Genomic DNA, 22,718 nt, shown 5'->3' with positions numbered 1-22,718 from the left:
TGCAATTAGGCGTTCCAGTTGTCTGACCACTCGTGGATAGCAGCCATCATTGGACGCATTGATTCACCGCGCTCCGTCAAAGCGTATTCAATCAATGATGAATCTTCGTATGTACGACGCTCTACAATTCCAGCTGCTTCCAATTCCTTCAAACGCTCAACCAAAACACGATCTGAGCACTTTGTTACAGCTTGCGCAAAGTCCTTGAAACGACGTGGACCATTATTCAACAAAACTTCAATGATCAATCCATTCCACTTACGTCCCAAAATATCGAAAGTGGCGATGAACTTGTCGCACAATGTGTTAGTTAATTCGTGTGATGCTACTGCCATAATTATTTTCTCCTAAATTTGAACAATGTTTTTAAAATTTACGTTTATATTTACATTTAATAAGTAATTTAATCGTACACCTCTTCACAATATTTTGCACGTCTAAACTCTTGAAAAATGTAAGCAGAATGCGTTGCTCCCCAACAACTCATTCCTCACTTTTGATACTTACATTATACAACTGAATATGTGTCCATTATAAGACCAAACCTCGGACCAAATGAACACAAACTATGGCGTGTTTCTTGCAATAGTGAAGAATTTTTGGTTATTTTCTGTCAATGAAATGAAGGTCGGTTAATACTAAAAATACCCTTTGTGATACATTTCGTTCACAAAGGGTATTTAGATTATCTTGTATTAGTTTGCATGGAACAGTCGTTTTACACGTGCTGATGCCGGTGAAAAGAATTCAGCGATAGCCATATAGTCATCCACTAAATCCAATAAAAGACTTTCACGATAATGTGGTAATGCCGCTGTGGCCCCCCACATATGTTTGAGAATAATGTCCTTTTCCATTGGCGATAGTTGTGTAATTTTCTCTGCATTTCGTAATGAAACGCGCGGATGAATGAACGCATGTGTTCCCAATTCAAATTTGGTTGTTCGCCAATCATAAAAGAACAAGTCATGCAGTATACCAGCACGCGCCAAAGCCGTTGCGTTGAGTCCTAACCGCAACCCCAATTGATAACTGACGTATGACACCACAATTGAGTGCGTCAAACGATCAGAGTGGTGGTGTTGTGTGTAATTAGCCAACTCTTGAACCTGTGGGTGTGCCAATAAATCTTTAACAATATTTGAATACGCTTTATCACGTTGCCAATCCTGCATAAATGTCCCCCTTTTTACATGATTAACGAATAATCGTTTTAACTTTTAACTTAGCGCACCTTCAAGGCAAACATTGCAATTCCAGCTGCGACAGCGACGTTCAATGATTCTGCATCTCCTGTCAATGGAATGTACAAATTCTTAGTCGTCATCTTAGCCAAATCAGCGGCCATTCCTTGGCCTTCATTACCCATGATTAGCGCAAATTGTGACTGTGCAGGAATGGTAAACAAGTCAGCAGCTTCTGGATCCAATTGTGTCCCATACACATTGATATCATTTTGAGTAAAGGCTGCGGTCCAATCCTGCAAGTCGCCGGTTGTGAGTGTCATGTGGAATTGTGAACCTTGCATCGCACGTAATGCCTTTGGTGAATATGGATCAACAGAACCATTTCCAAAGACGACCCCGGCGAAACCTGCCGCATCAGCTGTACGAACCATCGTACCGATGTTACCAGGATCTTGAATCGCATCCAAGAACAACCATGCACCATCGTGAATAAAACGTGGCTCACGGGTTGCTGTTGGCAAAGATACTTCCGCAAAAACACCTTGTGGTGTTACCAAATCAGACAACTTCTTAGCGATGTCCGTCGTAATTTCAAAAACAGGCACGCCAAGTGGTAACGCCTCTTGGTGCTCTGCTAATTGTTCGGGCGTTGCCATAATTGCATGCAACTTACCCTCGTGTTGAATGGCCTCTTGGACCAAGTGCCAGCCGTCCAACAAGTATGTCTTACTTGCTTGGCGACCCTTCTTCGTTTGCAACTTTTGCCATGACTTAACACGGCTGTTTTGTACTGATGTAATAGTTTCCATAGTTCTATTATACGCTGAATTTAAGTAACTTGCCTATGTTATAATTTTTAAGGTATTTTGTAGCTTAGTTGCACTAAGCAAGCTACAATAATTAATTGACGAATTTAAAGCAAAGAGAAAGAAGGATATCATGCCAGTTTTGGATATGAGTGATGAAACTGCGATCGCACGTTACAACGATTTTGTCCGCAGTTCAAAGTTCGGTCAGGTGACACAAGACCTTGGTTGGGCCCAAGTCAAGAATAATTGGGAGCCTCGATACGCGTATGTAGAAAACGAGGCTGGCGATATTGTCGCTGCCCTTTCAATGTTGTTAACTAACACGCCAAGTGGTAAAAAGTTCGCTTACGCTTCTAAGGGGCCTGTCATGGATATGACTGACTTAGATTTGTTTGATCAACTAATTGTAGAAGCTAAGGCAGCTTTGGCAGACGACGATGCCTACCTATTGCGTATTGACCCTGAAATTGCCTTTTCAGAAAAATTGGACGCTGATTTGCACGCACGCGGGTATGAAACGCGTAACCGTAATGTAGCTGATGAAGGTATGCACGCAACTATCCAACCCCGGTTGAACATGGTCCTCGATTTGACGGCTAAGCCAGATGCGAGGGAAACCCTTGACTTATACCCTTCAAAGACGAAATCAAAACTAAAGCGCCCATTCCGCGATGGCGTGACAGTACGTTATGCTAACAATCAAGCCGCTCTCGACGCATTCTTTGAGACGTACAGCGATATGGCCGACCGTCACGGTATTTCTCACCGTCCTAAGGAATACTTTGAACGGATGCAGGCAGCGTTCTCTGGTGACGATATTATGCGTATCTACATTGCTGAGCGCGAAGGCGAATTGCTTTCAACTGGTATTGGATTCAAGTTCGGTGACAAGATCTGGTACATGTATGCTGGTTCAATGGATGGCAACATCTACTACGCCCCTTATGCGGTTCAGACCGAAATGATCCAATGGGCTATAGATAACAACGTCTCGTTATATGATATGGGGGGTATCGGTGAAGCTTCCCCTGAAGATGGTTTGTTCGTCTTCAAGCGCACCTTCGTTAAGGATGACCCCCGCGAATACATCGGTGAAATCGACGTTGTGCTTGATGACGCCACGTACGATGAACTCGTTCGCAAATAAATGATAGCTAATAAATAAGTGCTACTATCTTAATAGCACTTATTTATTTTGTCGTTAAAAGATGTTTATATAACTGACTATTGCAACGTGATATGCTTTCCTCCAAAGATTTTTTTGGGGGCATTGTCATGTTAATGGATTTATTAGGAATTACTTTGGAAATAATTATCAATTTTGTCGTTACCGCTATTACACCTGACAAAAAATAACGCAAAATAGGCAGCCGCTATGTAGGCTGCCTATTTTATATATTGCATTCTTACCTAATAATCAAAAAGCTATTTAGTTTGCAACATACGCTGAATGCATTTTTAGAATGGCCAATGCCATATTCAATCGTAATGCTTTGTTGCACCAGATGCATTAAGCTCATTTGTCCGAATGCCAGGCTGCAACAAAGTCGTACGATGTTCCCGTGCAGAGCCACCATCATCAAATAACGCGCCATAAATGCCGTTATAAATCGAGACCTATAACCCCGTCATCGTAAAGACCGACGACCAATCTTCTGGCGAGTTCCGACTTCCCGAGGCAAGCGTTTGCCATTGATAATAACTTGTTGTAATCTGCGTTGACTCTTAGTCAACAAACCTATCAGCCAACATGCTATCCGTATTGCTTAACCCATTGGCTTTGCACATTGCAGCTAACATATCATTAAAGCTTTTATGTTGTTGCACACCATAACCTTGTTGATCACGATTTGCAATATCGGATAAAGTCCCCCTTCAACACAAAATCAGATGTCTTCAAGTTATCTAAGCCTACAGTCTTGCGATAGCCATTTATCAATTGAACAGCATAATTCGTAAACTCTTGATTTTGCGCTGTCGCTAACCCTCTCGAGATATCAACGGATCGATCACCGTCAATCGGTTTGATGCGTAAGTAACCCAATAACTTAGTGTCACTTTGATCGCCTAAATTACCGCCGAAGTTTTGCCAAAGGCTGGAACAGACAAACTCGTTGGTAATTCTGCTGGATTGCGGACTGTGGCGGATGACGTTGCTGACAACACTTCAGAACAAATACTCATGTACTGTGAATTTAAATTCTTTGCAATATCAGCCGGCGTCAATAAGTTATACCCACTATACTTCGTTGCCATGTCACGATTGGTATATGAGTCTAATGTCGTATTCAAGGCTAATGACCCCATCACCATACCATTATTTTCTTGTGGTACAGCAGAATGTGTTGTATAGCTAAAATTAGCACGACTCGCTGACAAGTAACTTATCGCCAATGAGATGACCTTCAAGTTATTTCGAATAGCCGCGACCGCGCTATTCGTACTTCGTCCATCATCTCGCACTTCACTTGCGACGTAACTTACCATGGCTTTATTTGATTTTGCTGCACTTAATTGCTGATTAGCATTTGATACCGCCCTGTTTCCTACAGGTCGCATACGATTGCGTTTTCCGTAAGGCAATTGTCGCAGCAGTAGACTTAGCCGCCTTAACAGCGGATGTCGCGACAGACTTGTAAATCCCTTCTTTGTTCACAAATAACTTGAGTACTTTTTGGCGATTGGATATGTCAGCCACTTATTTAGTCCCCATAGCACTAGCTAACGTTGCAACTGTTGTGGCACTCGTAGCTTGACTGACAATCTGCGTCGTCTGGCCATTCGTCGCTGCTGACTACAAACTCATATATTTTGCAATTTTCGCTGCCGAGGTCGCAGTTGCAATCGCTTTTTTCGTTGCTGTCTGCCGCCTTGTTGCAACTGAAGCCGGTTGCGCGACAGTCACACCACTAAGCGCAACAGCAAACAATGTTGGCACAACCCATAACTTACTCGCTTTATACAGCTTCTTCCTAGTTCCGTCTCGTTGAATCGTTTTACCCACTCCTAATTTACTCAAAAGCTAGTTAGCCTTTAGGATGACAACAATCACCAATTATCACCTCAGCCAGCTTCATCATAAAACCTACATTAACTTCATTACTTATCGATAGTTTACTAAAAATTCAATGCTGTACTCATTTTGTCCTAAAACTGAGTTAATTAATCTTATTTTTACTTTTTGTGCATAAGCAAACCAAAAAGCGACTAGAACCGAAATTCTAGTCGCTTATTTTTATCAGTAATTCTTACTTGCTAATCTCAATGTCATTGTTCAAGAATGGCAACTTTGAACGCAAGAATGGTGTTACCCAGTGGTCCAAACCGATACGTGCTGAGTTATAACCACCCATCAAGATGAAGAATTCAATCAAGATAAACGTTGGGTTGGTTGAAACTGTACCAGCCAAAACGTATGAGAAGTTCATGATCAAACCGAAGAAGGCTGCTGCCAAAGTCAACGTTCCAAAAATCAGTCCCAAACCGACAAGCAACTCACCCCAAGCAACAACGAAGTCAAAGAAGTGCGTGTTCGTTCCGTTGTTCGTAACAGCCTTCAAGAAACTCGTGTACCATGCGTATGATTGATCACTTGAAGCATAGTGAATGTTTTCCAATGATACCTTTTGACCAATCAAAGCCATGTTCTTAACCGTTTCCTTAGCAAAGCCAGCTGAGGCGTGGGCATCAGCAACTGGGCTAACAATTGCCTTACGAATAAAACCGATTGCTGTGAAGCCTTCCGTCAACTTTGAGAAACCATCAAGCGCCCATTGGAATCCCAAGTAAATACGGATAACCGTCAAAATCCACATCGCAACCTTGTTGTTACGCAACCATGAAATCATAATAATATCTCCTAAATAATCCTAAATAAAATATGTGAATCAATTAACATATACAACTATAATGTACTTACATTAATTTAGCAATAGAGTATTCACACGTTCTTCACACCTGATGTTTCGTTCATGAAACAAAAAGCGACAAGCACCTTTATATAGGCCTTTGTCGCTACTTAAGAACTGTGAATTAATGTACAGAAATATATTATTTAACACTTTCTTACAAACATTCCGAAAAATTGTTCATTGTGAAAAAAGTATTTTGCTACTTTTAGTCAGGGTTTTGCTCAGCAAGCTTCCAACGTAGGTAAGCATTAATGAACGGATCTAGATCACCATCCATTACGCCTTGTGGATTACCAGACTCATAATTAGTTCGATGATCCTTTACCATCCGGTATGGTTGGAAGACATATGACCGAATTTGAGACCCCCAACCGTTTTCCAGTTGCTCGCCAGCAATTGATGCACGTTCCTTTTCCTTCTTATCCATCTCAAGTTGGTAAAGCTTTGCACGCAGCATGGCATAGGCCGTATCCTTGTTCTGGAATTGTGAACGTTGTTGCTGTGAGGCAACGACAATTCCAGTTGGGATGTGTGTCAAACGAACAGCTGATGACGTCTTGTTAATATGCTGTCCACCTGCTCCAGATGCACGATAAACGTCCATCTTAACGTCAGCTGGATTAATATCGACATCCACTGAGTCATCCAATTCTGGCATCACATCGATTGAAACAAAAGACGTGTGGCGGCGACCAGCTGAATCAAACGGTGAGATACGAACAAATCGGTGCACCCCACGTTCTGAGCGCAGGTAGCCGTACGCATTGTGCCCGGTAATCATCAAGGTCGCCGAATCAATTCCGGCCACATCGCCGGGGTGATAATCCATGATTTCAACCTTGAAACCATGGCGTTCTGCCCAACGGGTGTACATTCGTTGCAGGTTTGCACCCCAGTCAGCAGACTCCGTTCCACCTGAACCGGGGTGGATTTCAAGAATCGCATTGTTCTTGTCATAAGGTTCATTAAGCAGTTGAGCTAATCGGTAAGATTCCAAGTCAGCGGCTAACTTTTCAAGATCAGCTTCCATTTCGGCTTGCATATCTTCATCCGGCATCTCGGCTAACAGTTCAAGAGCTGTTTCAACATTTTCTACGCCTGCCGTCAGATTCAAATAATCATCTCGGCGCCCCTTCAAAATATTATTCGCGTCAATCACTTTTTGAGCGGCAACATTATCATTCCAAAAATCGGGTTGTGCCATGTCGTCTTCGTTTGCGGCGATTTCGTCATTCAAAGCATCCAAATCCAATGACTCACCAAATCGCGTAATTTCTTCGCCCATTTCAGCTAATGAACGGCGTGCTTCTGAAAGCTCCATTATCTTCTCCTCTTTGATATGAAAAAGGAAAGCCAGCTACCCGACTTTCCCCGTTAAATTTGTGTTCAGGCACGCAAGTTTTGACGAATTTCTGACTTCATGAACAAACGCGTGGCGTCATATTCAATCCCAGCAATCATCTCTTCAAACATGCGGAATCCTTCGTTTTGATATTCAATCAATGGGTTCAATTGACCGTAACCACGCAATTGAATGGCATCACGCAATTGGTTCATGGCATCCATGTGGTCCGTCCATTGGGCATCCACGACACGCAAGATAACAACACGTGTGAATTGCAATAATTGCTCATCGTCAACCAAAGCATCACGCTTTTGATCGTAGACTTCCTTCGCACGGTTGTACAAGTATGACTTAATGTCGTCTTGTGACTTGCCCTGCAAATCAGAGACGTCAATTGAGTCGTCAGGTACAATCACTGCCCCAGCAAAATCTACAATTGACTGCAAGTCCCATTCGTCTTCTTTACCCAAGGCGTGACGTTCAACAACACGGTTAATCGTTCGCTCAACCATTGGCAAGATAACATTGCGCAATGATTCTTCTTCATCGATAACTTGGTTACGGTTGTCATAGAACGTGTTACGTTGTTGTGACATAACATCATCATACTGCAAGACGTTCTTACGTGAGTCGTAGTTATTACCTTCAACTCGCTTTTGCGCTGATTCAACCGACCGTGTAATCAAACGGTTCTTAATCACCGCGTCTTCTTCAGCAAGGTTCATACGTTCCATCAGCGTCTTAATGCGCTCACCACCGAAACGAATCATCAAATCGTCTTCCAATGACAAGAAGAATTGTGAGTATCCCTTGTCTCCTTGACGACCGGCACGTCCACGTAATTGATTATCAATACGACGCGATTCGTGACGTTCAGTTCCGATGACGGCAAGTCCGCCCAAATCCGACACCCCAGGTCCAAGCTTGATGTCAGTTCCACGACCGGCCATGTTGGTGGCAATCGTCACGGCACCACGTTGACCAGCGTTGGCAACAATTTCAGCTTCTTTGGCGTGGTTCTTCGCATTCAAAACGTTGTGGGGGATGCCTTCACGGTCAAGCAATTGAGACAATAATTCTGACGTCTCAACCGCAACTGTACCAATCAAGATTGGTTGACCCTTCTCGTGCAATTCCTTAACCAAGCCAACAACCGCGATAAACTTAGAACGCAAGTTAGGGTACAACAAGTCTGGCTCGTCGATACGTTGCACAGGTCGGTTCGTTGGAATTTCAACAATTTCCATGTTGTAAATCTCACGGAACTCTTCTGCTTCAGTCTTGGCCGTACCCGTCATACCTGACAACTTCTTATAACGACGGAACAAGTTTTGATACGTAATTGATGCCATTGCACGGTTATCTTCTTGAATTTGCACTTGTTCCTTGGCTTCCAAAGCTTGGTGCAAACCATCAGAGAAACGACGTCCCTCTTGAATACGACCAGAGAACGCATCGACCAGGACAACTTCACCATCACGGACAACGTAGTCCTTGTTGTTGAACATCGTGTAGTTGGCACGCAATGATTGATCAATGTGGTGAGTCAAGGCCGTGTTACCAGAATCGTACAAGTTGTCCAAGTTAAAGTAACGCTCAGCCTTCTTAATACCTTCATCTTGTAGCAAAACCGTCTTTGATTCTTCGTCGACCGTAAAGTCTTCTTCCTTCGTCAAGGACTTAACAAAGCGATCTGATCGAATGTACAATTGCGTGCTCTCTTGGGCAGGTGCACCAGAGATAATCAACGGTGTACGCGCTTCGTCAATCAAGATTGAGTCAGTTTCATCGACCAACGCAAAGTTCAATGAACGTTGTACACGGTCTTCCTTGCGGGCAACCATGTTGTCACGCAAGTAATCAAACCCAATTTCTGAGTTAGTCGTATATGTAATATCAGCGTTGTAAGCGGCACGCTTCTCATCAGGTGACATTTCTGACCCATTGATACCAACCGTCAAACCAAGCCACTTGTACAATTCACCCATTTCCTCACCGTCACGAGCAGACAAGTACTCGTTAACCGTGACAACGTGAACACCTTCTTGTGGCAACGCATTCAAATAAACCGCCATCGTGGCCGTCAAAGTCTTACCTTCACCGGTACGCATTTCGGCAATGTTTCCACCGTGCAAAACGGCAGAACCCATGATTTGCACACGGAATGGGTACAAACCCAATACACGGCGTGCACCTTCGCGGACAACCGCAAAGGCTTCCGGCAAAATATCGTCCAAAGTCTTACCGTTTTGCAATAGCTCACGGAAGTACGGCGTCTTTGATTGTAGTTCTTCATCCGACAAGGCTGCCATTTCATCGGCAAACGTCTCAACTTGATCCGCAGTACGGTTCAAGCGACGCATTGTTCCCTTATCACTTTCAATTATTTTACGTAATGGATTAGCCATATTTACCTATTCCCTCTTGGTCTTCATCGGCTAATACAGCCAATGGTGCTAATAATTATTTTAACACACTCTAGGCGCTGATTGTGTGCGTTCTTTTTGAATCACATTGGTCGCCGTGTTGCGACGAAGCACGTGGGTGGGAGATTGGCTTCAGCAAAGATGACAGCTGGGAAACTCCGCCAGCGCGATCACCGGCTAGCACCCAAATAATTGTGCTAAGGGGCTGGTTCCTATCGCCTTATCTAACCGGCGGTTGGCCGAGCTTGTAAGTTCCCTACTGTCATCGCTACGCCAATCACTCACCTACGTGCCATCAGCCGAGAGTTACTCTAATCATTTGATTACCATCCATCAAAACAGAAATGGACGAACTGTTCACACATTTGGCCGATGATAATACGGCTAACTTACTCAATTCAGAATATCTCATTTGCCATACCAGCCTTGGGTTGAAATGCCGTCAACATACCGCATGGTCGGCGCTATCCAGATAATTTAATATAAGTATTTCGCGGATTGTTTAATTCTCATTCACCACCGTACAAAAGGTCGCACTGTTCACCCGTTTTTTCTGTATATGACTATCTAAACTAGAACATCGCGGCTGCTGGCATGGGACTGAGGGATTTCAGTGCGATCACCCACGGGACAAAGAAGCCCGACCCGACCGCTGCCCGTCTATGCGCCAAAACCCCAAGACATGCGACCGGCATGGGAGCCACGGATAGTGCTCGCGGTTGGGCGTGTCCCATGGGTCATCTTTGTCAGAGAAATTCCCCAGTCCCATGCCTCGACGCCACGCGTCGACCCTGAATACCGACAAAAAAGCCCAGCACCAAATTGGTACTGAGCTAATTAGTTGTTAATTTTTACAAGAATTCGCGGATGTTCGCGATTGTTTGCTCACGTCCTAGCAATTCTAGCAATTCACCAAGGTTTGGACCTTGTTCCTCACGCGTCGTCGCAATACGCAATGGGTTCCATAGGGCACGGGCCTTAACGTCCATTTCGTTTTGAATTTCGCGGATTGCAGTCAAAATAGCAGCTGCTGTGAACAATGGCATTGTTTCAATCTTTTCGATGAACAAGTTCAACATTGCTGGCACGTTTTCAGCGGCCATCCATTCCTTTGCTGAGTCCGTAATGGCATCAGCAGCTGGCATCTCAAAGAAGACCGGCTTTACCAATGGCACAATTTGTGACGTGTATGAAACACCATCCATGTACACATTCATCACTGAACGTAACCACTGCATCTTTTCAGCCGTTAATTCAGCTGGGTTAACCAATTCTGACTTAACAAGTTGTTGCATTAACTTGTCAAAGACCATGTTTTGGTCAGCCGTCTTAATCCATTGGTTGTTAACCCATTCAAGCTTCTTATTGTCAAACTTAGCTGGTGACTTTGACAAGCGGGCTTCATCAAACATCTTAACCAATTGGTTCTTGTTGAAGATTTCCTTTTCGCCCACTGGTGACCATCCCAACAAAACAATGAAGTTCAGCATTGCTTCTGGCAAGTAACCCAATTCACGATATTGCTCGATGAATTGCAAGATTGACTCGTCACGCTTTGACAACTTCTTACCAGTCTCAGCGTTAATAATCAACGTCATGTGACCAAAGATTGGTGCTTCCCAACCAAAGGCTTCGTAGATCATCAATTGCTTTGGCGTGTTTGAGACGTGGTCATCCCCGCGCAATACGTGAGAGATTTCCATCATGTGGTCGTCCACAACAACGGCAAAGTTGTACGTTGGCATACCATCAGCCTTTTGAATAACCCAGTCACCACCGATAGTGTTTGAGTTGATTTCAACATGACCTTTTACAATATCATCCCAAGCATATGGCTTGTCTTCTGGAACGCGGAAACGAACAACTGGTTGCAAGCCCTTTGCTTCAGCTTCAGCTTGTGCAGCTGCAATTTCGTCATCTGACATGCCAGCATATTCATAAAGGTAGTGTGGTGCTTGCTTTGCAGCAATTTGTGCCTCACGCTCAGCTCCCAATTCTTCAGACGTCTTGTATGACTTGTACGCCAAACCGCGGTCCAACAACTCTTGAATCAATGGCTTGTAAATATCCATACGCTCTGATTGACGGTATGGACCGTACTCACCTGGGTTGGCTGGAGATTCATCCCAGTCCAAGCCCAACCATGCCAAGTTGTCCAATTGTGACTTCTCACCATCAGCGATGTTACGCGCTTGGTCAGTGTCTTCAATACGGATCACAAATTCACCCTTGTAGTGACGCGCGAACAACCAGTTAAACAATGCCGTACGAGCGTTTCCAATGTGTAGGTGCCCAGTTGGAGATGGGGCGTAACGTACACGAATCTTCTTTTCAGTAGTCTCAGCCATGCTAGTCTACTCCTTTTTCTGTTTATAATACCGTTTACTAATATACCGCGGTTTTTAACGACTTTCAATGTTAAGTCCTTAATCGACAACCACACCAAAAATCATACGGCCAGCATCTGTTTGCAATGCCGACGTCACTTCAACTGTCACAGTCTCTTGCAGATGGTCACGCCCTTCTTCAGCCACGACCATCGTACCGTCATCTAGATAACCAACCGCTTGCTTGCGCTCAGTACCGTTCTTAACCAAGGTTACCTTGAAACGATCACCAACCGCGACCCGTGGACGCAAAGCGCCAGCTAATTCATTAATGTTCAGAACCTCAACGTTTTGGAACTTTGTCACCTTATTCAAGTTGTAATCATTCGTTACCAAAATGCCGTTAACGTCCTTGGCTAATTGAATTAGTTTTTCGTCCACTTCTTTAATTTCTTCATAGTCGCCCTCCCACATTTCAAGTGGGATAGCATCTGTTTCACGCAACTCATTCAAAATATCAAGACCGCGCCGACCGCGGACACGCTTGATTGACTCACCTGCATCCGCAATGTATTGCAACTCATACAATACAAAATTTGGCACCAAGAGTGTCCCTTCGATAAAGCCAGTCTTCACTAAATCTGCAATTCGACCATCAATCAAGATGTTCGTGTCTAAAATTTTATAGTGGTGATAATTTGTTTCTTCATCCGTCAGCACATCGCTTTGATTAGCCGAACGACGTGGCCGTACCCGCTTCGTAACGTTATTTAAATTGGGAATTAAATTTCGCCACTCATCAATCCGCGTTGTCCCCAAACGGAAGCCCAAATACCCCAACAGCACCATGACGATAACTGGAATAACTGCACTTAAAAAGAAATTATTCGCCCGCTGCAACGGTACGGTAACAACCACCGCAATCACCAAGCCAATCAAAGTTGATAATGAACCAATCAACAACAAGAGCGGTGATTGCTGGTTCAAATACGTTTCAATTCGCTTAATCCCCTGATCGATTGGTCGCCATAAAGGTATGCTCAAGATATAAAACAATATGCCACCAATAATGAAGTTCACAATTGGGTTATTTAACCAAATCTGATTATGTTCACCCAAAATGCGCCAAATGATTGGCAATACTGTTATCGCGAGCGCACCTCCAGCAACCAAGAAAGCTACCTGAATTATTCGCCTACGCATAGTTTCCCCTTTAAATTAATCTAATGCCAACCGTAAAGCATCTGCTAAAGTGGCCACACCGATAATTTGGATCCCTGGTATATCCTTCATTGTATCAATTGAGTGCTGTGGCACAAATACTCGTTTGAAACCAAGTTTTTTCGCTTCAATAATGCGATCAACCACATTTGGCACCCGCCGGATTTCACCAGTCAAACCAATTTCGCCAACGAATGCGTCAGTTGCTCGTGTCCCCTTATCCCGGTAACTCGAAGCAATTGCAACCGCAACAGCCAAATCGATAGCTGGTTCGTCCAACTTCACACCACCCGCTGCACGCACATAAGCATCCTGGTTCTGTAACAACAAGTTTGCGCGCTTTTCTAGGACGGCCATCAACAATGAAATACGATTGCGATCGATACCGGCTGCAGTGCGTTGGGCATTACCAAAGACGGTTGGCGTCACCAATGCCTGGACTTCAACCAAAATTGGTCGAGAGCCTTCCATCGCAATGACCACTGCCGAACCACTTGCGTCCGAGAGACGGTCTTCCAAGAATAGACCAGATGGGTTCGTCACTTCTGCCAAACCACCCTCGTTCATTTCAAAGACTCCTAACTCATTTGTGGAACCAAATCGATTCTTAACAGCTCGCAACAACCGGAAACTTCGCTGGTTATCACCCTCAAAATAGAGTACCGTATCCACCATGTGTTCCAAAATCTTTGGTCCGGCGATGGTACCATCTTTGGTCACGTGACCAACGATAAAAATGGTAATGCCATTTGTCTTCGCGATTTGGAGCAATTCAGCAGTTGTTTCACGAATTTGTGCAACTGATCCAACGGCCGATGAAACATCTGGTTGTTGCATGGTTTGAATTGAGTCGATAATGACGTAATCTGGCTTTGTTTCATCGATAGCCTTGCGAATTTGGCTCATATCCGTTTCTGGATACAAGAAGAAATCCGCATCACCGCGAACTCCCAAACGTTCTGCTCGTAGCTTAATCTGTGAAGCACTTTCTTCTCCAGCGACGTACAAAATCGTTCCGCCTGAATTGGCCAGCTGACTTGATACTTGCAGTAGCAACGTTGACTTTCCAATCCCTGGGTCACCACCAATCAAAACCATTGACCCAGGTACGATTCCGCCACCGAGCACCCGGTTAAATTCATCAATTTGTGTATCAACACGTGGCGTTTCCTCAATGCTAACTTGGCCTAGTCGCTCAACCTTCGCATTTTGTCCAGCCAGGTTAACCCGTGACTTTCGATCCGCCTTTTCTGGTTGAATAACTTCTTCAACGAACGTTCCCCAGGCACCACAGTTAGAGCAACGTCCCATGTAACGTTGTGAAACATACCCACAGTTAGAACATACAAACTGGGTTTTTGTTCTTGCCATTTCTCTTACCTCTCTTAATGTACGCCGGAACTACCAAAGCCCCCCGTACGGTCATTCTTCTCTTGTGTTGCATCATCATCCGTTACCAAAAACGGCATGAAAATTCCTTGACCGATGCGTTCACCCTTTTTTAGATGCATATCTCGGATGCCCCAATTAACCATCTGAATAAATATTTCACCCTCATTCTTATCGTTATCCACATAGTCCGCATCAATAATGCCGACCCCATTTGGCAAGATCATCCCACGCTTCAACGGATTGGATGACCGATTGGCAATCATTAAATACTCACTTTCACCCATGTATGCCTTAATACCAGTCGGTACTAAGAGGGGCTTCAATGTTGATGTCGCTTCTTCATAATCATGATCTGTCAATTGTCGCTTCATATATAGCGACGCCAAAATCTTAATAAATGGGAGCTTCCAAATTGATGGAAGCGTAAAGTCCTCAGCGACCTCAAAATCGTAACCAGCCGCCATTTTCGTTGCTCGTTGGGGAAGATTAAGCCCCGCCGTTGCGTATTTTGAAACAACTGCAAATCCACGTTTCATAATTATCCCCCAAAGTTAGTTATGTTTTAAGTATATCGAAAAAAGCCGTAAATTAAAAAGCACACCGGTTATTTTCGGAATGCTTCAACTAACTCTTAACTTTTGGCCTGCAAAGCCTGATATTCGGGATTCTTAAAAAACGCCATTCTAGCATATGAACAAACCGGTCGTAGTGTGACGTGGTCAACTTGGGCTCGTCGAACAACTTCAGCTAACAACTGCCCTGCGATACCTTTGCCCCGCAACGCCGGGTCCACAAAGGTGTAGTCAATCGACCACGTTTGACCATCGTTAATGGCTGGAAATAGGATTTCTGCGTCAACTTGTCCGTCGGTTTCATGATATAGACGTCCTGGTTCAAATGTAAACTCCATATTGTCACCCCCTCTTAAACAATTATACTTGACCGTACCGAAAATTAACGCAGAGAACCAATAACATCAGGGAGCCACGACTGCGTTACCGCTTTGATTTGCACCACGTCATTTAGTATATCAACCGTGATATATTTCCCGCCACCTAAGTAAACACCGGCCGCCGTGGGTACTGCTAAACTTCCCCAAACTAAGATATCCCCTGGCATCGTTTCAGCTAAAGTCACTTGCTGAACCAAAGTGAACTGCTTAGCAATGTTTTGCGGAAAACTAACGCCAAATACGTGATTGTAGACATATTGAATCAATCCGCCGGCATCAAACCCTTCTTCAGGTGTATTGCCTTGCGATTGATATGGCCGGCCAAGTACACCGCGTAATGTTTGCCCGATAGTTTCACGCAGACTTGCCATGATCATTTGCATCATCACTCGTTGCACACGGGCCCCCGCCATTTTATTGTTAAACTCGGCAAAGGTAATGGCAAAAGGGGCCTCACCTTTTGGAACATCGAATCGCATTTCTGCGTCAATCTGGCCAACATCATCAGTATGAATTATCCGGCCAGGTGTTAGTTCAAACGGCATCACTTTTCTCCTCGTTATACAAAAAAGAGCCCACGCTTGCGAGCTCTCATTAAATCTCTCTTATTGGTGAATAAACAACAAACCTGATGTTGGAATTGTACGCTCGTGATACAACATGCCTGCATAGTTTGCTTCTGAAATCGTCACTGTACCATCAGCGTTAACTGACTCAACGACCGCAACGTGTCCGTATGATGATGCGCCTTGAACACCAGCTGCAAAGTAGGCAATTGAACCAACAGTTGGTACTGAGTTAACAGTGTGACCAGCTGCAACAGCCGTTGAAGCCCAGTCTACTGCGTTACCCCAGTAATTTCCAACCCAGTTCAAATCACCCTTAACGTACCACGTGCATTGTCCGTATGGGTACGTGTTCGTTGATGACACCGTATTGTTTGAGTTTGTGTAGCCGTTATCAACAGTGCCCCAGTTATTGTTAGTATTTGCTGAAGATTGGCTATTGTCTGTAGCTGGTGCTGACGGTGTAACAGTCGCTGCGCCGGCACCCGAAATCTTCAATGAATCACCTGGGAAGATGTATGAGCTTGCTTGCAAACCATTCAATGACAACAATTCTGACAAAGTCATACCGTTGCTGTTTGCAATACCCCACAAAGAATCACCGGCCTTAACCATGTACGTTGCGTTTGAAGCCCCAGCAGACGTCGTTGTGTTTGCTGCAGTGTTGTTAGTTGATGTACCAGGCAATTGCAGTTGTTGCCCAACAAAAATCATGTTGATGTTTGACAATCCGTTTGCTGAAGCCAAGGCATTCACCGTCGTATTGTGCGCTGTTGCAATCGCGTACAACGTGTCGCCGGCTTTAACAGTTACAGAATCCGCTGACGCAACAACAGATGATCCAGTCAACGCAGCAACAGTTCCCGCAGCTGCCAATAACGTATTTTTAACAGATACATTCATGTTTATGATATTCCCCTATCCAATATAGATTTATTAAACGCAAGAACCAACCAATTCTTAATCTTTTCTTTATTATCTTTATTGATTGTACGTTGTTTATTTTACGCGAAATAATTTGCACTTCAAGTCACAATTCATTAGTTTACAATGACAAAGTTTGCATTACTATTACAAAGTCATGTTCTGCGTAAATATTACCATATTTTTCGCGCGAATTTCACGGTCGCTAAATCTTTTTCACAAGTGTTTTCAAAATTCAAATGGTGTTACATCCTCCCACGAGTACGACGTCAAGCCAGTCTGGACATAACAATCAGGTGTGACACGTTGTCGAATTATCATTTTTTTTGCTCGCCAAATCAAAAAAGCGACCAAAGTCACAAAGAAGCGGTCGCTTTTCAAATTTTATTTAAAATTCAATCGCGAGTTTGCCATTAACTTTGCCAGCAGCCACTTTTTCTTGCGCGGCCAGAATCGTTTCAGCTGTCATGCCAGTCATCGTCTCCGTCAAAGTTGTCCGTAAAACACCCTGATCTGCTAACGTCGCTGCCAAAGCTAAGGCACGACCCTGCGTCGCCATGTTGACCCCATAATTAGCCTTGACAAACATAAATTCCCAATCAAGGGATGCTGCCTTATTTTTGATTAACCCAACTGGCAAAGGTTCCACCGACTCAACAATGGCTCCAATGTGACCAAACGGTCCAACCAAAGCTGCCGCTTGTTCAAAGTGAGCTTCCGGGGCATGCAAAATTGCAATGTACGGTACTAAATCGAAGCCCAAGCTGTGCATATCCGCCACATAATCACGTCGGTGGTTAACCACATGATCAGCGCCTAGCTTGGTTACCCAGTCGCTTGTTTCTTGCCGTGAAGCCGTCGCAATGACTGTCATCCCCATCCACTTAGCTAACTGAATCATGATTGAACCAACACCACCAGCACCGTTAATAATGAGAATTGTTTGACCTTTTGCACTATTTTCAGCAACCGTCAGGCCAAACTTATCTACTAGTAACTCATATGCTGTTAAAAAAGTCAGGGGTAGTGCGGCCGCTTCAGCGTGTGATAACGTTGTCGGCGCCTTAGCTACCAATGCCGCATTGACCGCTTGTAACTCTGCATTTGCACCTAAACGTCCCAACTGACCAGCGTAGAACACATTATCACCTAACTTGAAATCCGTCACCTTGGCGCCGACTGCAACAACCTCACCAGTCGCATCGAAACCTAAAACATGGGATGACTTATTTGCAACCGCCGCTTGACGTTGCTTACCGTCAACTGGATTAACCGCCACAGCTTTCACACGAACAAGCACATCGTCATCTGAAACAACTGGCACAGGAATCGTCATTACCTCGAGTGGTTGTGCCTCATTTGAAGTGGTCACAACTGCTTGCATAAATTCGCTCATCTTTCTTTACCTCTACTTTTCTTACTCAGTTATTGTACCGCCTTTAACAAAAAAATGGCAGACAATTGTGTCTGCCATCATTTTCTTAATCGTTTGTGTTCCCTTCAGCTGCAGTAACTCCTTCACGAATACCATTCATATCGAGATGGTGTTCTCGGAAAGCAGTATTTTCAATTGGCAAATGCAATTGATAGTCAGAGAACGCCACCATCGAACCCGTTAACTCAGGTGCTTGGAACTCTAAGACGTGGCCCGCAAATTGACGATCATCACTAATAAAGTGAACGTGCCAACCGGCCACTACCACACCATGGTATAGCTCAGGTGAGTAATAACCAACAAGCGTACCCGAAACATTTTCACGTTCAAAAACTGGTTGTTGCTTAGCAATCTCAAGCAATGAGGGAAACGGTTCAGATGCCTTTGGCGCAATACGCACCTTGATGTGTGAAAACTCCCCACGCAAGCCGATTCCTGAAAAATTGTTGTACAAGTTGTATTCATTAATGACGTCAACATTGCTCAACGTAACATCTTTCAAGGTAATCGCTTTTGACTCAGGCCCGTGCGCCTGGTGTACCGTCGCAAAAGGCACCAAAGTCGACATGTCCGTAATATGATTAACTTTCCCTGAAGACTCAGCTTGATAAACTTCACCATTCAAAATGATGACTTCCCCGTCGACACCGTGCAACGTACCTATACCCGTATCGCCATGTTCCTTCAGTTCGCCGACAGTGATTGTACCCCCCAACAATCCTGCCATTAATGCAGCTAACGTACTGTGCTGATAAACCGTTGCCATTATTCGATTCCTCCTATTTTTTACAAAAAAGGGGCGTCCATGACCGGACACCCCCTCATCATTAGATTTCTGATTCGATCAATTGTGACATCAATTCGAAGTTGTGTGAGTAGTCTACCGGTACTTCAACAACAACTGGACCTTCAGTCGCAAATGCTTCGTCCAAGATGGCATCCAATTGGTCTGGAGTATCAACGCGCAATCCCTTGGCACCAGCTGCTTCAGCAAACTTCACGATATCAATATCAGCGATCTTAACACCAGCTGACTTACCATCGTACTTCATTTCTTCTTGGAACTTAACCATGTCATAGTGGTGGTTATCTTGCCAAACAATGTGTACAGTATTCAACTTCATTTGAACAGCCGTTGCCAATTCAACACCTGAGAAGAAGAAGCCACCGTCACCTGATACTGAAACTGCCTTGGCGTTTGGACGCACCATCGCTGCAACCATAGCCCATGGCAACCCAACACCCAACGTTTGCATACCATTTGAAATCAAAAAGTGGCGTGGTACGTATGACTTAAAGTGACGACCCAACCACAAGTAGTGTGAACCGATATCTGACGTCAATGTCATGTCATCTGTCATGTGGTTTTGCAACGACTTGATAACGTTCAATGGGTGGTTCAAACCAGCATCAGCTGGCGTGTACTTAGGCTCATCAGCTGCACGCAAAGCGGCCTTCAACTCTGCCAACTTGTTTTGTGAAGCGACCGGCAACTCGTAACCATCAACCTTTTCCTTCAAGAAGGCCAACGTGTCAGCCAACGTACCAATCAATTGACGCTCTGGCGTGAAGTTGTTGTCAATTTGAACAGCAGCCGTATCCAAAGCAACAATACGCAAATCAGCTTTCTTGTTCCAGTTACGTGGCTCATATTCAATTGCATCGTAACCGACCGTGATTACAAAATCAGATTGCGCCAACAATTGGTCACCCACTTGATTACGGAAGAAACCGATACGTCCGAAGAAGGTCTTTTCTTCCAAATCACGTGAGATAACCCCAGCACCTTGGTACGTTTCAACTACTGGTAACGTCGTTTGCGTCAACAATTGGTGCAATGCTTCCGTAGTTGCGTCGTCTGATCCACGTGCACCGACCAAGATAACCGGCATTTCAGCTTGCTTAACTTGTTCAGCCAACCAAGTAATGTCAGTCAATGAGGCTGAACCCATACGAGCTGGCTCAACACGTGGCAATGCATTAGCTTCAACAAATGCATCGTCAACATCTTGTGGCAAAGAAACAAAAGCAGCGCCAGGCTTAGGCCCATTGGCTTGTGCAATCGCGTTTGACAATATTTCTGAAATGTTGTTTGGATCTTGGATTTCAACTGAGTAATTCGTGATTGGCTCAAACAAAGCAGCTGATGGCGTGCTTTGGTGTGTCAAACGGTACAAGTCCTTACGAGGTACTTGTCCGCCAATGGCCAATACTGGATCGTTTTCAGCGCTTGCCGTCATCAAACCTGAAGCCAAGTTACCAACACCAGGTCCTGACGTTGCAATCACAACTCCCGTCTTTCCTGTAATGCGAGCAAATCCTTGTGCCATAAAGGCAGCGTTTTGTTCGTGACGCGTAACAACCAACTTAGGTGATACAGCACCTTCTGCTGGGTGTTCCAACGTTTCAAACAAACGGTCAATTTTAGCACCGGGAATCCCGAATACCAAATCAACGCCATGATTGTTCAAGCTGTCAACAACTAGGTCGGCACCATACTTTTTCATCTCAGCCATGAGTTTAATACCTCTTTAAATAATTGCGTAATAATATTAATAAATTTCATTGTACGCTTTCTTTGTAAAAATGAGTAGCCGCAAACCTTCTTGTGAAAAACAGCATTATGAACTAACCCTACCGCTTTAGAGATGTGGGTTTTAAAATTGGACAGTTTGTGAATTTTCGACAAAAGACGCGACTACTCATATTGAATAGTCGCGTCTTTCTTAAGTGTTAATATTTACTTAGGCGTCCAAACGGGCGAACCCACCTTCAGCAACTTCCTTCAAAGTCTTAGCTGAGGCAGCCATCTTAGCAGCCTCTTCTTCAGACAACGTTGCTTCAATAACAGCTTCGACCCCATTAGCACCGATAACAGCAGGTGTTCCGATGTATATATCGTTCAAACCGTATTGGCCTTCCATCCAGGCACCGACTGGTAAGACCATCTTTTCATCACGGAAGATTGCTCGTGTAATACGGGCCAATGACGTTCCGATACCGTAGAACGTTGCGCCCTTACGGTTGATGATTTCGTATGCCTTGTGCGCTGTATCGTACAAGATTTGATCCAAATCAGTGTCCGAGATGCCAGCTTCAGCAGCCCACAACTTCAATGGACGGCCACCAATCAAAGCTTCATCAAAGTTGGCGAACTCTGAATCACCGTGCTCACCCAAAATGTACGCATCAACTGCCTCAGGTGAGACATTGAACTTCTTTGCCAAAGCCATGCGCAAGCGGGCCGTGTCCAATGACGTACCCGATCCAAAGACGCGGTTCTTTGGGAAGCCTGAGAACTTTTGTACAGCCATTGTCAAAATATCAACTGGGTTAGCAGCAACCAAAAAGATACCGTTAAATCCTGATTCAACGATTGGTGACACAATTGCCTTGATAATCTTCAAGTTCTTGTCAACCAAGTCCAAACGCGTCTCACCTGGCTTTTGTGGGGCTCCGGCCGTGATAACAACCAAGTCGGCGTCCTTGGCATCGTCATATGAACCTGAGTAGACGTTCTTGTTAAACGTCCAAGGAGCTGCGTCCTCCAAGTCCAAAGCGTCACCTTCCGTGCGCTCCTTCATAATATCAACGATTACCAATTCTTCGGCGATACCTTGTTGCATCAATGCGAATGCGTATGATGAACCAACCGCACCGTCTCCGACAAGAACAACCTTTTGGTGGTGTTGTGCCATGATTATATTCCTCCACAATTACTCAATATAAGTTTCAAATCTTTTATAGTTTAGCATAATTCACTTACAATGTGAATATCTGTACAACGTTTGAACGGCGACATTTCGCAACGTGTGTGGTACAAATTAGCCGACTCTTCCATTTGTGAAACATTTATTCACAAATGAGTGCAAAATAAAAAGGCGCTCCCGAAAAATCAGAAACGTCTTTCCGTTATCACTGGGCATACTGGGTCTCAACCAAATAGTCTAAAAACGCCTGTGTAATAGGCTTTTGAGTAACGGGAAATCTCATGAGTACACCGGCAAGTACACCGGCACATCAAAAAAACTAAAAATTGAACGCTCAACTCTTCATGTCTGACCACTTAGCTAATTGTTAGGTGGTCAGTTTTTTTGTACCTAATTGGGGATGAACTTGCTGACAGTGCCGTACCGTTCAATCCAAAAAATAATAATAACTACAGCGCGTTGAAGAGACGGCACTATTTGATATTCGGTTACTTCCTAAGCGACACGGGCGGG

The 22,718-nt window shown here is 44.3% G+C and carries 20 protein-coding genes; 1 reads left to right on the top strand and 19 read right to left on the bottom strand.

Annotation, left to right across the window (positions count from 1 at the left end; genetic code table 11):
- Positions 1 to 5: 5 nt before the first annotated feature.
- The 3 genes from EST42_RS01590 to EST42_RS01580 form a co-directional block, all read right to left on the bottom strand.
- A complete protein-coding gene (locus EST42_RS01590) occupies positions 6 to 335 on the bottom strand; it encodes a winged helix-turn-helix transcriptional regulator (RefSeq protein WP_134643927.1) in 330 nt (109 codons plus the stop codon).
- A 360-nt stretch (positions 336 to 695) separates the two neighbouring features.
- Positions 696 to 1,175, bottom strand: a complete 480-nt coding sequence (locus EST42_RS01585) for an HD domain-containing protein (RefSeq protein WP_134643926.1) — start codon at positions 1,173 to 1,175, stop codon at positions 696 to 698.
- Between the two features lie 50 nt (positions 1,176 to 1,225).
- The gene (locus EST42_RS01580; protein WP_134643925.1) at positions 1,226 to 1,996 is read right to left on the bottom strand and encodes a TrmH family RNA methyltransferase; all 771 of its coding nucleotides are present in this window, start codon (positions 1,994 to 1,996) and stop codon (positions 1,226 to 1,228) included.
- Positions 1,997 to 2,126: 130 nt separating this feature from the next.
- Between EST42_RS01580 and femX the strand changes: the two genes are divergently transcribed.
- Complete coding sequence (femX, locus tag EST42_RS01575) at positions 2,127 to 3,143, top strand: UDP-N-acetylmuramoylpentapeptide-lysine N(6)-alanyltransferase (protein ID WP_134643924.1); 1,017 nt, start codon at positions 2,127 to 2,129, stop codon at positions 3,141 to 3,143.
- Between the two features lie 920 nt (positions 3,144 to 4,063).
- Here the strand turns inward: femX and EST42_RS01570 are convergent.
- From EST42_RS01570 to EST42_RS01495, 16 genes are all read right to left on the bottom strand, one after another.
- Positions 4,064 to 4,555, bottom strand: coding sequence for a hypothetical protein (locus tag EST42_RS01570; RefSeq protein ID WP_134643923.1), 492 nt, complete (start codon positions 4,553 to 4,555; stop codon positions 4,064 to 4,066).
- A 235-nt stretch (positions 4,556 to 4,790) separates the two neighbouring features.
- Positions 4,791 to 5,000 carry a hypothetical protein gene (locus EST42_RS01565; protein WP_134643922.1) on the bottom strand — a complete coding sequence of 70 codons (210 nt, stop codon included), beginning with the start codon at positions 4,998 to 5,000 and terminating at the stop codon, positions 4,791 to 4,793.
- A 244-nt stretch (positions 5,001 to 5,244) separates the two neighbouring features.
- Positions 5,245 to 5,844, bottom strand: a complete 600-nt coding sequence (locus EST42_RS01560; RefSeq protein WP_134643921.1) for a Crp/Fnr family transcriptional regulator — start codon at positions 5,842 to 5,844, stop codon at positions 5,245 to 5,247.
- A gap of 268 nt (positions 5,845 to 6,112) precedes the next feature.
- Positions 6,113 to 7,228, bottom strand: a complete 1,116-nt coding sequence (prfB, locus tag EST42_RS01555; protein WP_029237461.1) for a peptide chain release factor 2 — start codon at positions 7,226 to 7,228, stop codon at positions 6,113 to 6,115.
- Positions 7,229 to 7,293: 65 nt separating this feature from the next.
- Positions 7,294 to 9,660, bottom strand: coding sequence for a preprotein translocase subunit SecA (gene secA / locus EST42_RS01550; protein WP_134643920.1), 2,367 nt, complete (start codon positions 9,658 to 9,660; stop codon positions 7,294 to 7,296).
- 869 nt (positions 9,661 to 10,529) lie between these two features.
- Entirely contained in the window at positions 10,530 to 12,026 is a 1,497-nt protein-coding gene (gltX, locus tag EST42_RS01545; RefSeq protein ID WP_134643919.1) for a glutamate--tRNA ligase, read from the bottom strand.
- A 78-nt stretch (positions 12,027 to 12,104) separates the two neighbouring features.
- Positions 12,105 to 13,208 carry a PIN/TRAM domain-containing protein gene (locus EST42_RS01540; RefSeq protein ID WP_099088468.1) on the bottom strand — a complete coding sequence of 368 codons (1,104 nt, stop codon included), beginning with the start codon at positions 13,206 to 13,208 and terminating at the stop codon, positions 12,105 to 12,107.
- Between the two features lie 15 nt (positions 13,209 to 13,223).
- Complete coding sequence (gene radA / locus EST42_RS01535) at positions 13,224 to 14,597, bottom strand: DNA repair protein RadA (protein ID WP_134643918.1); 1,374 nt, start codon at positions 14,595 to 14,597, stop codon at positions 13,224 to 13,226.
- A 14-nt stretch (positions 14,598 to 14,611) separates the two neighbouring features.
- Positions 14,612 to 15,154 carry a dCTP deaminase/dUTPase family protein gene (locus EST42_RS01530; protein ID WP_134643917.1) on the bottom strand — a complete coding sequence of 181 codons (543 nt, stop codon included), beginning with the start codon at positions 15,152 to 15,154 and terminating at the stop codon, positions 14,612 to 14,614.
- A 95-nt stretch (positions 15,155 to 15,249) separates the two neighbouring features.
- Positions 15,250 to 15,528, bottom strand: a complete 279-nt coding sequence (locus EST42_RS01525; RefSeq protein ID WP_134643916.1) for a GNAT family N-acetyltransferase — start codon at positions 15,526 to 15,528, stop codon at positions 15,250 to 15,252.
- Between the two features lie 44 nt (positions 15,529 to 15,572).
- Positions 15,573 to 16,115 carry a C40 family peptidase gene (locus EST42_RS01520; protein ID WP_134643915.1) on the bottom strand — a complete coding sequence of 181 codons (543 nt, stop codon included), beginning with the start codon at positions 16,113 to 16,115 and terminating at the stop codon, positions 15,573 to 15,575.
- A 60-nt stretch (positions 16,116 to 16,175) separates the two neighbouring features.
- Entirely contained in the window at positions 16,176 to 17,039 is an 864-nt protein-coding gene (locus EST42_RS01515) for a LysM peptidoglycan-binding domain-containing protein (protein WP_134643914.1), read from the bottom strand.
- A gap of 409 nt (positions 17,040 to 17,448) precedes the next feature.
- Positions 17,449 to 18,456 (bottom strand): zinc-binding alcohol dehydrogenase family protein, encoded by a 1,008-nt coding sequence (locus EST42_RS01510; protein WP_134643913.1) that lies wholly within the window; start codon positions 18,454 to 18,456, stop codon positions 17,449 to 17,451.
- Positions 18,457 to 18,541: 85 nt separating this feature from the next.
- The gene (budA, locus tag EST42_RS01505; RefSeq protein WP_134643912.1) at positions 18,542 to 19,261 is read right to left on the bottom strand and encodes an acetolactate decarboxylase; all 720 of its coding nucleotides are present in this window, start codon (positions 19,259 to 19,261) and stop codon (positions 18,542 to 18,544) included.
- Positions 19,262 to 19,322: 61 nt separating this feature from the next.
- Positions 19,323 to 21,011, bottom strand: a complete 1,689-nt coding sequence (gene alsS, locus EST42_RS01500; RefSeq protein ID WP_134643911.1) for an acetolactate synthase AlsS — start codon at positions 21,009 to 21,011, stop codon at positions 19,323 to 19,325.
- A 228-nt stretch (positions 21,012 to 21,239) separates the two neighbouring features.
- The gene (locus EST42_RS01495) at positions 21,240 to 22,193 is read right to left on the bottom strand and encodes an L-lactate dehydrogenase (RefSeq protein WP_134643910.1); all 954 of its coding nucleotides are present in this window, start codon (positions 22,191 to 22,193) and stop codon (positions 21,240 to 21,242) included.
- Positions 22,194 to 22,718 lie beyond the last annotated feature (525 nt).

The organism is Weissella cibaria (genome assembly GCF_004521965.1).
GTDB lineage: Bacteria > Bacillota > Bacilli > Lactobacillales > Lactobacillaceae > Weissella > Weissella cibaria_A.
This window is presented reverse-complemented; position numbering and strand designations above follow the sequence as displayed.

What these genes read in the sequence shown, in the direction of transcription:
- EST42_RS01590 (WP_134643927.1), bottom strand. Translation starts at nt 335, where the DNA reads ATGGCAGTAGCATCACACGAATTAACTAACACATTGTGCGACAAGTTC.
- EST42_RS01585 (WP_134643926.1), bottom strand. Translation starts at nt 1,175, where the DNA reads ATGCAGGATTGGCAACGTGATAAAGCGTATTCAAATATTGTTAAAGAT.
- EST42_RS01580 (WP_134643925.1), bottom strand. Translation starts at nt 1,996, where the DNA reads ATGGAAACTATTACATCAGTACAAAACAGCCGTGTTAAGTCATGGCAA.
- femX (WP_134643924.1), top strand. Translation starts at nt 2,127, where the DNA reads ATGCCAGTTTTGGATATGAGTGATGAAACTGCGATCGCACGTTACAAC.
- EST42_RS01570 (WP_134643923.1), bottom strand. Translation starts at nt 4,555, where the DNA reads ATGCGACCTGTAGGAAACAGGGCGGTATCAAATGCTAATCAGCAATTA.
- EST42_RS01560 (WP_134643921.1), bottom strand. Translation starts at nt 5,844, where the DNA reads ATGATTTCATGGTTGCGTAACAACAAGGTTGCGATGTGGATTTTGACG.
- prfB (WP_029237461.1), bottom strand. Translation starts at nt 7,228, where the DNA reads ATGGAGCTTTCAGAAGCACGCCGTTCATTAGCTGAAATGGGCGAAGAA.
- secA (WP_134643920.1), bottom strand. Translation starts at nt 9,660, where the DNA reads ATGGCTAATCCATTACGTAAAATAATTGAAAGTGATAAGGGAACAATG.
- gltX (WP_134643919.1), bottom strand. Translation starts at nt 12,026, where the DNA reads ATGGCTGAGACTACTGAAAAGAAGATTCGTGTACGTTACGCCCCATCT.
- EST42_RS01540 (WP_099088468.1), bottom strand. Translation starts at nt 13,208, where the DNA reads ATGCGTAGGCGAATAATTCAGGTAGCTTTCTTGGTTGCTGGAGGTGCG.
- radA (WP_134643918.1), bottom strand. Translation starts at nt 14,597, where the DNA reads ATGGCAAGAACAAAAACCCAGTTTGTATGTTCTAACTGTGGGTATGTT.
- EST42_RS01530 (WP_134643917.1), bottom strand. Translation starts at nt 15,154, where the DNA reads ATGAAACGTGGATTTGCAGTTGTTTCAAAATACGCAACGGCGGGGCTT.
- EST42_RS01525 (WP_134643916.1), bottom strand. Translation starts at nt 15,528, where the DNA reads ATGGAGTTTACATTTGAACCAGGACGTCTATATCATGAAACCGACGGA.
- EST42_RS01520 (WP_134643915.1), bottom strand. Translation starts at nt 16,115, where the DNA reads ATGCCGTTTGAACTAACACCTGGCCGGATAATTCATACTGATGATGTT.
- EST42_RS01515 (WP_134643914.1), bottom strand. Translation starts at nt 17,039, where the DNA reads ATGAATGTATCTGTTAAAAATACGTTATTGGCAGCTGCGGGAACTGTT.
- EST42_RS01510 (WP_134643913.1), bottom strand. Translation starts at nt 18,456, where the DNA reads ATGAGCGAATTTATGCAAGCAGTTGTGACCACTTCAAATGAGGCACAA.
- budA (WP_134643912.1), bottom strand. Translation starts at nt 19,261, where the DNA reads ATGGCAACGGTTTATCAGCACAGTACGTTAGCTGCATTAATGGCAGGA.
- alsS (WP_134643911.1), bottom strand. Translation starts at nt 21,011, where the DNA reads ATGGCTGAGATGAAAAAGTATGGTGCCGACCTAGTTGTTGACAGCTTG.
- EST42_RS01495 (WP_134643910.1), bottom strand. Translation starts at nt 22,193, where the DNA reads ATGGCACAACACCACCAAAAGGTTGTTCTTGTCGGAGACGGTGCGGTT.